Here is a 12,913-nt window from a genome sequence, read left to right on the forward strand (position 1 = left end):
GCGGGCCGGAAAACCGAGTTGCGCAGCTCGACGCACAATCGGGGCAAACTGTTGAATCCGATCTAGAATTCAGAGGGAGATAGGCAATGGCCGTCGATATTTTCTTGAAGCTTGGCGATGTGGATGGCGAGTCGAAAGACGAAAAACATAAGAAATGGATCGACGTGTTGGCCTGGAGCTGGGGGCTGTCGCAGGCAGGCTCGTTCCAGTATGGCGGCGGCGGCGGCTCCGGAAAGGCCAATTTCCAGGATCTCTCCATTACGAAATATATCGACATGTCCTCGCCGCCGATCATGATGAACGGCGCCAGCGGCAAGCATTTTCCCGATGCCGAGCTCGTCGTTCGCAAGGCTGGCGGCAAGAAACCGCTGGATTATCTTGTTGTCAAACTGACCGACGTCATCATCACGAGCTACAGCACAGGTGGCTCGGGTGGAGAGGATCGCCTGACAGAGACGATCTCCCTGGGATTTGCCAAGGTCAAGCTCAAGTACACCGAGCAGACCGAGGCGGGCGGCGAAGGCGCCAAGCCCGAATTTGCCTGGGACATTCAGGCCAATGTCGCATTGTAGTTCGCGGGGGTGATCGGCATTTTTCGGTGCCGGCGACCGTGACCGATGCCGCGATGCCTATCGCCAGCGCACGGCCGGCCGGAGCCGCCGGCCGTCGGCCCGCAGGTGAGACTGTCGTGTTCGCATCATCCTCCTGCCGGGGCGCATCGCCCCGGCAATAATCGAATCCGAACGTCCCGAGGCTTCCGATGGAAGACAGGCCGGCCTCTTCTGCTCCGCCGTTGATGATGGCGTTTCGCAAGGCCTTCTCGGCGAGGGATTCCCGCAAGATGGATAGCGCCCGGGAAGGCGGCGAAAAGATCATTCGCGGTCGCTGGTCGCAGGACGCGCGTCGCCCCGACGAACGGGAATTGCGCGACGACCTGATGAAGGATCTGGCGGCGCTGATCAACACAGTCAATTTCGACGCGATCTCGCCCCTTGGCGACTTTCCCAACGTCCGCAAATCTGTTCTGAACTATGGCGCGCCATCTTTGGCCCGGCTTGGAGAGGATGCGGGTTCTCTGGAAAAGATACGCCAGAGACTGGTCCAGACACTCTCTGCATATGAACCGCGGTTGCGCCCGGGGTCGATCACCGTGCGCGAGACGCCGGACATCGACGACCGCAATCAGACCGTCCGCCTGCATGTCGAGGCCGACCTCATCAGCACGCCCTACGACATACCGCTTGAGTTTGTCGCCGACATCGATGTCGGGGCAGGCAAGATTCACATCTCCAGTGCGACGGCGGTGCGATGAATCGGGAGTTTCTGGAACTCTACGACCGCGAATTGAAACTCCTCTACGAGCGCGCCGGAGAATTCGCGGAGGAATTTCCAGGCGTCGCGGAACGGCTGGGCGGCCTTGTCGAAGGCAGCACGGATCCCGCCATCGCCGGTCTTCTGGAAGGCTGCGCCTTCCTCGCCGCGCGGGTCCAGCTCAAGATCAAGAGCGAATTCGGCACCTTCGCCGAAGCGCTCCTCGACCGTGTTGTTCCCGATCTCCTGTCGCCTGTCCCGTCAGCGTCCATCATCGAGGCAAAGCCAGCCTTCGAGGATCAGAATCTCGCCAAGGGCCCGGTCTTCAAGGCGGGCTCCTACGTCGATGCCACCTATGTCGAACGCTCGCGGCGGATCTCCTGCCGGTTCCGGCTTGCGCACGATCTCCGGGTCTGGCCGCTGCATCTGGAGCGCGCCCATTACTTCCAGACCGCGACACCGCTCCAGGAACTGAAGCTCGACGCCGACCGCGAGACGGCCGCCGGACTGGCCATCACGTTGCGGCGGCGCTCCACGCCTGTGGGGCAGGAGCGCGAGGCGAAGGACGACGCGAAGTTTCCGCTGTCGGGATGCGCCATCGCCGAGCTGCCCGTCTACCTGCGGGCAAGCACGTCCGATGCCGTGGTCATCCTCGAACAACTGTTCGCGCGATGCCGGGGCATCACGTTCCGCTATCTCGACGGGAATGGCGAACCGCATTTCCTGCGCGCTCCGGCGCAAATGCTCCAGCGCATCGGCATGTCCGATGAGGAGCGGCTTTTCCCGTCCAACCATCAATCCTTCTCCGGCTTTCGGCTGCTGAAGGAATTCTTCGTCATGCCGGAGAAGTTCCTCGGCTTTCGCCTCGTCGGTCTCGACCGGATCTTCAGCCGGATTCCAGCGGCGTCGGTCGACATTCTGTTCGAGTTCAGCGAAAGCGTCCCGCGCCTTGCCTCGATCGTCAACGAGGACTGTTTCCGACTCTACGCGGTGCCGGTGGTCAACCTGTTCGAGTTGCAGTGCAGCCGCGTTCCCGTGCGCGATGCCGACCACGAGCTTCACCTCATCCCCGAGCGCAGCCGGCCCATCGACTTCGAGATCCACCGCGTCCTCGACATTCACGCCCATTACCAGACCGCCGACCGGCGCGTGCCCGTCTACCAGCTCTATTCGGCGCCGCCGACGGCCAATCCCGTCGACGAGGTCCTCTATTATTCGCTGCGCCGCCTGCCGCGCCGCAGAGGCAGCGGCGAACGGCGGACCGGCATGGTCGCCCGCTATATCGGCACCGAGACGTTCCTGTCCCTGACCGAGCCGACCGGCCTCAAGTCGTTGGAGAAGATCAAGGAAATCAGCGCCCGGGCGATCTGTTCGAACCGTCATCTGCCGGAATTCCTGCCCACCGGGGAATCCGGGGCCGATTTCTATCTGGTCGACAACACGACCCTGCCGCTCAATTGCATCGTCAAGCCGACCGCGCCGCGGGAGTCGCTCTCCTATATCGAGCGGCACCGAAAGACCGACGAACCGTCCGGCGCGGTTCTATGGAAGCTGATCAACGCGCTGAGCTTCAATCACCTCGGACTGGTGGACCGCTCGGCAAAGGACGGGGCAGGGGCCTTGCGCGAACTGCTGGCGATCTTCGCCGACCTGTCCGACGCGACTACGGAACGGCAGATGCGCGGCATTGTCAGCATTGCCGCCCGGCCGGTGACCCGCCTGCTGCGCCAGTCGAGTGGCTTCAACGCCGCCCGCGGCATCGAGGTCACGCTCACTTTCGACGAGAAGGCCTTCGAGGGCAGCGGCGTCTTCCTGATCGGAATGATCCTCGACCAGTTCTTCCAGGAATATACTTCGATCAACAGCTTTACCCAGACCGTGATCCGCTCCCTGCAACGCGGCGTGATCATGCGCTGGGAGCCGCGTAACGGCATGAGAGGCGTCCTGTGACCCTCGAAAGCGACCTCATCGACAATCCTGCCGGCCACGACCTGTTGGCCGTGCTGCGGCTGATCGAGCGCAGCTATCCGGGCAAACCCCGCATCGGCGACAACGCGACACTCGCCGAGGAAATCGTCAGCCTCGGCCAGGATCCCTATTTCGAGTTTGCCAGCTCGAACATCTCCTCCGTGGACTACGACAAGCACGGCAGGCTCCGGCTGATCGTCCGCTTTCTGGGACTGCTCGGACCGCAAGGCGCCATGCCCCTGTCGATGACGGCGGAGGCTTATTCCTGGTGGCTGCAGAACGACCCGGCCTTTGCCCGGTTCCTGGATATCTTCAACACCCGGTTCCTGCAGCTCTTCTTCCGTGTCTGGTCCGACGCCCGGCCCTCGGCACAGTATGACCGGCCGACAGACGACCGTTTCAGATCCTTTGTCGGCTCGACGATCGGCATCGGAACACCCGCTCTCTCCGATCGCGGCGATCTGCCCGATCTGGCCAAGCTCGAATACGCCGGCCTCACTGGCTCGGCGGTCAAGAGCGCGTCCCGCCTGTCGTCCCTCATCCAGGGCCTGTTTGACGTCGACGTCGAGATCGAGGAGCGGATCGGGACCTGGCTGATGTTCGAACCGGAGGACCGCCTCAGCCTCGGCCGCAACGGCGGCCAGCTTGGGGTCAATGCGCTGATCGGCTGCCGCGTCCACAGCATCAACGACAAGTTCCGCATTTCGATCCGGGCAAAGGATCTGGAGCAGTATCTGTCGTTCCTGCCGTCCGGCGCCAACTATGACGCCTTTGCCGATCTGGTCTTTCACTACATCGGATTTCGGTTCGAATACGAGGTCGAGCTTGCCCTGCGCCAGACACTGGCGCCGGCCACCGTGCTCGGAAAGAGCGGGCGCCTGGGCTGGACCGCCTGGGTCGCACCGGACAGCAAGGCCGACGAAACGGTCTATCGCCGCGATGCGCGCTTTCAGCCGCATGCGCGCGCGGAAACGGGGGGAATGCGCGCATGAGCGAGATCAGTCTGGAGACCGTCACCGGCAAGCTCAACCGGGTCGGCTACGACGCCTTCCTGAAAGCATTTCGCCTGGCGAAAGGCGCGGGGAACCGCAACATCGAACTGGCCCACTGGCTTTTGCAGCTCGTGCAGGAGGACGAGTCCGACTTCGTGCTGTCGCTCGATCATTTCAAGGTCGATCGGGCAACGCTGCTGAAGGACCTCACCGATATCGTCGGCGGCTTCCGCAAGAACGAGACGGAGATGCCCGGCGTTTCCAACCAGATCGCCGATCTGCTCGACCGCGGTTGGCACTATGCGACCCTGCTCTTCGGCGAGACCCAGATCCGCAGCGGCCATCTTCTCGTCGCAGCCCTGAAGTCCACCGACCTTCGCCGTGCCCTCGGGCAGATATCCAAGTCCTTCCTGACCATCGATGCCGACAAGCTGGCCGAGGGCGCGGGGAAAATCTGGGCCGGCTCCAAGGAAGACAACCTGCGCCCCATGGACGGCTCCGGACTGGCCGGACAGCCGTCCGGCGACGCAACCGCCGCAGCCCCCGGCGCGCGCGGAACGACAGCCCTCGACCGCTTCTGCCAGGACTGGACGGGCGTTGCTGCCAAGGGCGAGATGGATGCGATCGTCGGCCGCGACGAGGAAATCCGCCAACTGATCGACGTGCTCATGCGCAGGCGGCAGAACAATCCGATCCTCGTCGGCGAGGCGGGCGTCGGCAAGACGGCGGTGGTGGAGGGCTTTGCCCAGCGCCTTGCGTCCGGCGACGTGCCGCCCAAGCTCCAGGGCGTGAAGCTCTACGTGCTCGATGTCGGCCTGCTCCAGGCCGGTGCCTCGATGAAGGGCGAATTCGAACAGCGCCTGCGCCAGGTCATCGACGAGGTCCAGGCCTCACCGGTTCCGATCATCCTGTTCATCGACGAGGCCCACACGCTGATCGGCGCCGGCGGGGCGCAGGGGACGGGCGATGCGGCGAATCTGCTGAAGCCAGCCTTGGCGCGCGGCACGCTTCGCACCATCGGCGCGACGACATGGTCCGAATATCGCCAGTATTTCGAGAAGGACCCGGCGCTGACGCGGCGCTTCCAGCCGGTTCAGGTGGGCGAGCCGTCCGTCGAGGTTTGCTGCAACATGCTGCGCGGCATTCTGGGGCCAATGGAAAAGCATCACAACGTGCGCATCTCCGACGAGGCGATCGTCGCGGCGGTGCAGCTGTCCCACCGCTACATCCCTGCGCGGCAACTGCCGGACAAGGCCGTCAGCCTGCTGGATACGGCCTGTGCCCGCGTTGCCATCAGCCAGAGCACGACGCCGGCCGCAATCGAGGACCTGCGCGAGCGCATCCGCGCCAAGACGAAGGAACGCGAAGCGCAGGAACGCGAAAGCGACATCGGCGGCGCCGACGAGAGCCGGATCGCTGTCCTTTCGCAGGAGATCGAAGACGCGGAAAATTCGTTGAAGGAACTGGAGAGCCACTGGGAGAAGGAACGGGCAATCGTCACCGAGATCCTGCAAATGCGGGAATCGATCGCCGCCGCCCGGGCAAAGGACGGTGCCGCCGACGAAGAGACCGAGGAGCAGCCCGCGCCGGCCGTTTCCCTGTCCGATCTGAAGGCCCGCGTGACGGAACTCGGCACCATCTCGCCGGAAACGCGCATGATCTATCCGCATGTCGACGATCAGGCCGTCGCCTCCGTCGTTTCCGACTGGACCGGCATCCCCGTCGGGCGCATGGCCATGGATGAGGTCGAGGCCGTGATGCGCCTGCCGGAAATCCTCGGCAAGCGCGTTGTCGGCCAGTCGCATGGCCTTGAGATGATTGCCAAGCGCATCGAGACGAACCGCGCCAAGCTCGACAACCCGAACAAGCCGATTGGCGTTTTCATGCTCTGCGGTCCGTCCGGCGTCGGCAAGACCGAGACGGCGCTCGCGCTCGCCGAGGCGCTCTATGGCGGCGAACAGAACGTCATCACGATCAACATGTCGGAGTTTCAGGAGGCACACACGGTCTCCACCCTGAAGGGCGCGCCTCCCGGCTACGTCGGTTATGGCGAAGGAGGGCGGCTGACCGAGGCTGTGCGCCGCAAGCCCTACAGCGTCGTGCTACTCGACGAGGTCGAGAAGGCGCATCCCGACGTCCACGAGATGTTCTTCCAGGTCTTCGATAAGGGCCAGATGGAGGACGGCACCGGCCGGCTGATCGACTTCAAGAACACGCTGATCATCCTCACCTCCAATGTCGGCACCGAGGTGATCATGCATATGGCCGAGGCCGGCGAGACGCGGCCGGAGCCGGAAGAGCTCAACGCGGCGCTGCGCCCCTATCTGCTGGAGGTCTTCCCGCCCGCGCTGATCGGGCGCATCGTCACGATCCCGTATTTCCCGCTGTCACAGGACATGCTGTCCGGCATCGTCCGCCTGCAACTCAACCGCATAGGCAAGCGGGTGGCGGACAATCATTCCGCCGGGTTCGTCTATGACGATACGGTCGTCGACCATATCGTCAGCCAGTGCAACGACCCCGACTCCGGCGGACGCATGATCGACAACATCATCACCAACACGCTGCTGCCGCAGCTTGCGCGGCGCATTCTGGCGAAATCGCTGGAAAAGGAAGAATTCGAAAGCATCCACGTAGGCATGGCCGACGACGGCGCCTTCACCTACGAGGTTGCCTGACCGCTATCGAACGGTCTCAACGGCCGTTCGACTCGTCATAGAAGTCGCGGAAGTAGGCGAGATAGGCATCGAGGATGCCGTTGTCGCCCATTTCGCTCTTGGCTTCCCATCGGCTGACGAAAAGCTCCCACGCCTTGGCCTTCTTGTTGGCGAAGGTCGAGGCCTGCACGTCCTGCTCGATCGCGTCCGGCGCCACATCTTCCAGCAACCGGGCAAGCGCCTTCTGCATCGCCTCGAAGGTGGCGAACTCGTGCTTCTCGATATCGGAGAAGCCTTCGTTGAAGCTGTCGACGAGGCCGAGATAGGCACGCGACTCCAGCCCGAACATCAGCTTGAACGCAAAGGCCGCGTCCGGCGAGAACTTGAGCGCATTGTTGTCGGTCGGCCGCACCATGGTCCGCGACGAACTCTTGACCACGGTCTTTGCCGCCGCGCGGGCGCGCAGCAGCGCGATCATGCGGTTGGTCATCACCGCGAAGGCCTCGCCCAGTTCTCTGGCGACGTCGTCGGGCTCGCGCGATGCAAAGACGTCGGGAGGAATTCCGGCGCTCTGGCAAAAGACCGCGATGAAATCCGAGCCGGAGCGGTTCGCGGAACCGGCTGATCCCGGTCGTATCGCCGGCGGCGGCGCGGCGGGCAGGGGCCGCCCGGGGGGCTCGACCGCGGCCGACTCCACAGGCACGGGATTGACCGGGACAGGACGGGCCGGCATCGGCATGGCCGGCGCCGCGGACATCGGCCTGCCGAGCGACTTGTCATCCCAAAGCGCCGCTGCGTCGATCGCCGGCGAAGGCATTGCCGATGACCCGGCAGGCTTTGAGGATGGCGGCAGTGAGACATCCCATCCAAACCCCTGGGCGGCGGCAGGTGCGGCTGCGGATGCCGGCTCGGCCGCAGGCGAGGGGATCGGCTTGCCGAAGGCCAGATGATCGTTCAGGGCGTCGCCGGGCGTCTGCGGCTGCACAGGCGGCGGCATGGGCCGATGTTGCGCGGGCTGTGGCATTGGCTGATACGGCATCGGCTGATACGGCATCGGTTGCGCCGCTTCCGGACCTGCAAAATCCCAGTCGAGATCGCCCGCATGATGCGCGCTTCCCGGCGGTGGAGCCACCGAGGGAACATAGTCCCCTCCGGCATCTCCGGCGCTGTCCTCCTCGGAGATCTCCACGGCAATGACGTAGTTGCCGACGACCAGCTTGTCGCCGTCGCGCAGCCTGTAGGGGCTCTTCACGCGGTCCTGCGCGCCATTGACGTAGGTGCCGTTGCGCGAGACGTCGGTCAGCCAGTAGCCGCCGTCGCGATAGCGCACCTCGCCGTGGATGCCTGAAATGTATCGATGAGGATCGGGCAGCGCCCAGTCGAGGCCCGCTTGCCGGCCGAAATCGAATCCCCGCGCATTGGCGGTGAAGTCGAGCGGACCACCATCCGGCAAGGTGTCGAAATTGTCGATCCTCAGTCTGATGCTCATCGGTTCCGCGCTCTATTGCAGGCAACAAATCCGCCGTGAAGGAATGCCGTCAGCCGGAAACGTTCTTCTTCGGGCTATTCTTGATCGCTGTCCGTAAAATCTATTTCACCAATCGCACTGCTGAAGCGTCAACAGCAGACCGGAATTGGTGATCATGGTTGACGTCGTGAAAAGAACGATACGGCGGAAAACGGCCTGTCCAGTGAAGCTCATCCGGCCCGTCAGTCTTCGCTTTGGCCCGTTCCGTTCATCATGCTGACGAAGCCATAGGGGTCGGGCAGCCCGCTGCAGCAGAACGCCATCGCCCCAAATCTGTCGCCTCCGCTGCTCCACCAATAGCTCCGCGCGGCGCTGGCCTCAAGATGATCGGCGCGCGTCAGGCGCATCAACACCTCCTCAACGTCCTCGCCCTCGGCGAGCAGGGCACCCCGCACCGACTGCTGATCGAGATCGGCCAGTTGCGGCCAGGCCGGCGCAAGAGGCGGCAGCGACGGAATGCCGGACAGAATGGCCTCGCCGCCCGCCGGAGCCTCCTGATCGAGGGCCGTCAGCATCGCCGCCTCGGCGGCTTCGAACCAGTCGTCGGCCCGGTCCGCCATCGGAAGCGCGAACTCCTGTTCGCCTTCGCCAAGGGCAAGAAGCGAAAGCGGAAAGAAGCGGCCGACGCCGTCGACGGAGGGCATGATCGCGCCGCATGCGGCCGAGCCCAGCACCTTGCGGCCCAGACGGAAGCGCCAGATCGGCATGGTGAGATAGAGGTCCTGCCAGGCATTGCCGAGCTGGTGCCGGCTCGCGGCCACAGCCTGCTGCAGCCACTTCTCCCAGGGCTCCAGGATCGGCTGCGGAATATTGATGGCAATGAAGTCCCGCTTGACGGGCAGCTTGCCGAAGAGCCCGATCGCCATGCCTAAAACCCCGTCGGGCAGCTGAACGTCTTCAGCGCACGCAGCGTGAAGGGATTGACCGACGAGCCCACGTTGACGCGGTAGGACACCTGGCGACCGCCGACGATGAAGCGCACGACCATGTCGGAGGCGGTCACTTGCGACACCCGCGCCGACTGCACGAGCCGCATGAAGGCCCATGGCCCTTGCCGTGCGAAGACGTCGTTCGTCCGGCCCGGCAGTTGCGGCTCCAGATGCACGCCGGCGACATTGTTGCTGCCCGGCGCCGGCCAGATGACGTTGGTCGGCGCATTGTTGAGATGCATCGCGATGGCCTGGAGACCGTCGACGGTCAGCACCGCCATGTTGATGTCGTCGCTCATCTTGCCCGCACTGATCACGAGCGGAACGGCCGGTGTCTGGCTGCCGCCGCTGAAGAAGGCATCGCGGATTTCCGACGCCTGCTGGAACTGCCGGATAGCCTTCGGCGACAGCTGGCTTGCGATCGGATCGTCGGAGCGCCAGGCCCAGTCCTTCCCCGAAAGGTCGGCGAACACGGCAAGGTGCTCGTTGAAAAACTGGTCGAACGCGCCGTTGGGCCCGAAAAGGCGGGCGAACTCGGCGAAGGAGATTTCTCCGCCGCTGCTCGAATTGAAGGGATAGAGCTTTTCCACCCGCCGGCAGGCCTGCGTCACATCCCGCGTCAGCGCCTGGTTGAGATCGTTGATCGACGTCCGTGTCGCATCGCCCTCGAATTCCCGGGCCGCGGAATTGATCATCGACTTCAACGGCTCCGGCAATTTCGGCGCGGTCTGGCGGAGACCGCCGACCTGGGTCTGGAGATTTCCGGCGGCGAGCGCGGCCTGGGAGGCCGGCGCGTTCGCGGCGGTCATCATCATGTTGTTGACGTCCTTGAGATTGCTGATCAGGACATCGATGGGCCGCTGGCCGATATCGCCGTCCACCAGACGGTGGAACGGATCGAAATAGGCCTGGATGTCGGCGCCGGGCACATAGACGGGCTCGCCGCTGGCCCCCGCACGCAGGTTGGACTTGGCCTTGAGCGCAAGGTCGAGACCGATACGCTTCAGCCCGTAGACCCTGCTGAGGGCCTGTTCTTCCAGCGCCGCCTTGGCCTCACCGGTGATGTCGGCGGGCACCGGACGTTCGACGTTGAGCTTTGTCTCCTGCGAGACCGATTCCACCAGCGAGCGAAGCGGCGACGTGACCGACGAGACAGCGTTCAGCGTCTGATAGAGCGGCTTGTCCGCCGTCAGGGACCGCAACCGAAGATTCTGCAGCACGGCCTGCCACGCGGCAATGAACTCCTTGCCGTAGATGTCGAGGATATCCCGTCCAAGCCGGTTCTTCTGGCGATCGAAGACCGCTTGCTGTTCGCCGTAGTCGCCGACGACCCACTGGTCGTCGAGAATGCTCTGTCCGACATCCGCCATCTCGGTGAGGAAATAGTCGTGGAAGCCGGAATAGGTGAAGAGGCGGGGCACCTGAAGCTGGCCGATGTCGGATCCGTCGACGGTCTCGAAGACGAGGGACGTATCCGGACCGCCCTTGTCGACCAGCGACCAATCGTCGATCGGCGCGGCGAGAGACTGGGATTTCAGCAGCGCATAGGCCCGCTCGGCAAGGCTCAGCCGCCTCAGCGTCTGGCGCGCCGCCGCCACGAGATCGGCATGCGGCTGCAGCGTCGCCGGCCGCGTGGCGCCAAGCTCCAGCATATCGGCAAGATTTTGCAGAAGCTGCTTTCGCACGCCGGCATTCGCCGCGCCGGGCAAGACAGACTCTTCCCAGTCCCGCTGCATCCAGGCGATGATCAGCTTGTCGTCCACCTTTGGCACATCGGGACTGCCAACAAGCATCAGGTAGACCTTGAGCGCCTCGTAGAGAAAATTCGGGTTGTCGATATTGTCGCCGATCTGCCGCTCCAACCGCAGCACGAGGCGCGACCGCAACAGCCGCTCGAGCGCCTTGTGGTAGCTGCTGGTGGCGGAGGCCTCCAGATCGGCGCGCTGACTGAGGCCGAACGTCTCCCCAACGGGAGGCCACATGCGATTGTGATAGCCGACCGGGAAGGTGGCGAGACGATTGAGCAGATCCGGGATATTGCCGAGATCGCCGTCGGAAACGGTCGTCTGGGAGAGGTCGTCTTCCGCTGCCGCGCGGAAATCATTGGCCGCGACGTCGACATTGTCGATGAGGGCGCGGTTGGAGGAAAAGCTCCACCACCACAGGCCGACCATGCCGGCGGTCAGGAGCGCGACAAGAGCCAGCGCGCCGTTGTGCAGCAGCATCGATCGCCTGACGGCGGATCTGTCCGACGAGACGAGGCCGGATTCCTCGAAAATCACGCTGCGCATCAGATCGTGGAGGAAGAAGCTTCGGCCCTTGGACGACATCGCCCGCTGATGGGCGCTGGTCATGTTGAGTTCGGTCGCCATGCGCCCCAGAAGCTGGTCGATCGGCGTGCCTTCCTGCGTGCCGGACGAAAAATAGAATCCGCGCAGGGCCGCATTGGTCTGGTAGCGGTTCGGCTCGAAGATCTCGGCGAGAAAGCCGGCGACCTTCTCGCGCAGCGCCGCGAACTGGGAGGGGAAGCCGAAGATCGCAGCCCGGGCGGCCGGATCCGCCTCTTCCTGCAGGCGGTCGGTCAGTTCTTCCGTCAGCCGGTGGACGAGCGCGTCGAATTCGCTGGCCACCTCGCCGACCCGGTTCCGCTTCCGGTCCTCGCCCTGGAATGTCGCGCCCCAGACCTTGCGCCGGCGGCTCTCGCTGAAATTGCCGAAATACTCCATGAAGCCGGGCACGAGGTCGGCCATCGTAAACAGCGCATAGACCGGAAAATCGACCTTCAACTCCGAGTGCAGCTCCAGTAGACGCTTGCGGATGGCGTTGGCATGCTCGGCGATCTCGCTGTTGCTCAGCGTCATCAGGTCTTTCAGGCTGATCGCGACGATCGCGCCGTTGATCGGCTGCTTGGGGCGGTTGCGCTTCAGGAGGCGAAGGAAGGAGAGCCACCCCTTGGCATCGCGGGAGGCATCGGAATCCTGCGTCGTATAGCGGCCCGCCGTATCGATTAGCACCGCCTCGTCCGTAAACCACCAGTCGCAGTAGCGCGTGCCGCCGACGCCCTCGATGGCCATCGGTCCGGAACCGGTGCGCAGCGGAAACTTCAAGCCGGAATTGACGAGGGCGGTGGTCTTGCCGGCGCCCGGCGGACCGATGATGACATACCAGGGCAGTTCGTAGAGATAGCCGCGCTTGCCGCTCGCCTGCTTCAAGGTGGTAAGCGCGTCGTTCATCCGCCCGGCCAGCATGTCGCCTTCGCTGTCGACCGGCTCGGCAACGGCCTCTTCGAGCGCCTGCGCTGCCTTGCGCCGCTTCCACCAGCCATAGGCATAAAGCCCGCCGATAAGAAAAACGGCGACGGCAATGACCAGCGAACGGACCAGGACGGACTCGAAAGGATGCGCCTCTCCGAATCCGATGAAAGGACCGGCGAACCAGACGACTGCGGCAAAGGCGACAAGCCCCAGCACAATCATCAATGGTTTCAGCCACTTCTTCATGTGTCCCCCGACTCGATTGTTGTCTCTT

At 63.9% G+C, this 12,913-nt stretch carries 8 protein-coding genes; 5 read left to right on the plus strand and 3 right to left on the minus strand.

What is annotated here, in order from left to right; genetic code table 11:
• The first annotated feature begins 86 nt into the window (after positions 1-86).
• The 5 genes from HDIA_RS11705 (at position 87) to tssH (ending at position 6,949) form a co-directional block, all read left to right on the plus strand.
• Positions 87-572 (plus strand): Hcp family type VI secretion system effector, encoded by a 486-nt coding sequence (locus tag HDIA_RS11705; RefSeq protein ID WP_099556327.1) that lies wholly within the window; start codon positions 87-89, stop codon positions 570-572.
• A gap of 350 nt (positions 573-922) precedes the next feature.
• On the plus strand, positions 923-1,312 hold the full coding sequence (locus tag HDIA_RS11710; RefSeq protein WP_157775530.1) for a type VI secretion system baseplate subunit TssE: 390 nt from the start codon (positions 923-925) through the stop codon (positions 1,310-1,312).
• Positions 1,309-3,261: a type VI secretion system baseplate subunit TssF gene (gene tssF, locus HDIA_RS11715; RefSeq protein WP_099556329.1), complete on the plus strand. Its 1,953-nt coding sequence runs from the start codon at positions 1,309-1,311 to the stop codon at positions 3,259-3,261. Before HDIA_RS11710 ends, tssF begins: the two co-directional genes overlap by 4 nt.
• The gene (tssG, locus tag HDIA_RS11720) at positions 3,258-4,271 is read left to right on the plus strand and encodes a type VI secretion system baseplate subunit TssG (protein WP_099556330.1); all 1,014 of its coding nucleotides are present in this window, start codon (positions 3,258-3,260) and stop codon (positions 4,269-4,271) included. The genes tssF and tssG overlap by 4 nt, the downstream gene beginning before the upstream one ends.
• Positions 4,268-6,949, plus strand: coding sequence for a type VI secretion system ATPase TssH (tssH, locus tag HDIA_RS11725; protein ID WP_099556331.1), 2,682 nt, complete (start codon positions 4,268-4,270; stop codon positions 6,947-6,949). Before tssG ends, tssH begins: the two co-directional genes overlap by 4 nt.
• A gap of 16 nt (positions 6,950-6,965) precedes the next feature.
• On the opposite strand, the gene tagH is transcribed toward tssH, so the two are convergent.
• From tagH to tssM, 3 genes are all read right to left on the minus strand, one after another.
• Complete coding sequence (gene tagH / locus HDIA_RS11730) at positions 6,966-8,417, minus strand: type VI secretion system-associated FHA domain protein TagH (protein WP_099556332.1); 1,452 nt, start codon at positions 8,415-8,417, stop codon at positions 6,966-6,968.
• Positions 8,418-8,638: 221 nt separating this feature from the next.
• On the minus strand, positions 8,639-9,322 hold the full coding sequence (gene tagF, locus HDIA_RS11735; protein WP_099556333.1) for a type VI secretion system-associated protein TagF: 684 nt from the start codon (positions 9,320-9,322) through the stop codon (positions 8,639-8,641).
• A gap of 2 nt (positions 9,323-9,324) precedes the next feature.
• Complete coding sequence (gene tssM / locus HDIA_RS11740; RefSeq protein ID WP_099556334.1) at positions 9,325-12,885, minus strand: type VI secretion system membrane subunit TssM; 3,561 nt, start codon at positions 12,883-12,885, stop codon at positions 9,325-9,327.
• Positions 12,886-12,913: the final 28 nt, after the last annotated feature.

The organism is Hartmannibacter diazotrophicus, from assembly GCF_900231165.1.
Lineage (GTDB): Bacteria > Pseudomonadota > Alphaproteobacteria > Rhizobiales > Pleomorphomonadaceae > Hartmannibacter > Hartmannibacter diazotrophicus.

Excerpts from the sequence above, each read along its gene's own strand:
- tssM (WP_099556334.1), bottom strand. The coding sequence starts at position 12,885 with ATGAAGAAGTGGCTGAAACCATTGATGATTGTGCTGGGGCTTGTCGCC.
- tssH (WP_099556331.1), top strand. The coding sequence starts at position 4,268 with ATGAGCGAGATCAGTCTGGAGACCGTCACCGGCAAGCTCAACCGGGTC.
- tssF (WP_099556329.1), top strand. The coding sequence starts at position 1,309 with ATGAATCGGGAGTTTCTGGAACTCTACGACCGCGAATTGAAACTCCTC.
- HDIA_RS11705 (WP_099556327.1), top strand. The coding sequence starts at position 87 with ATGGCCGTCGATATTTTCTTGAAGCTTGGCGATGTGGATGGCGAGTCG.
- tagH (WP_099556332.1), bottom strand. The coding sequence starts at position 8,417 with ATGAGCATCAGACTGAGGATCGACAATTTCGACACCTTGCCGGATGGT.
- tagF (WP_099556333.1), bottom strand. The coding sequence starts at position 9,322 with ATGGCGATCGGGCTCTTCGGCAAGCTGCCCGTCAAGCGGGACTTCATT.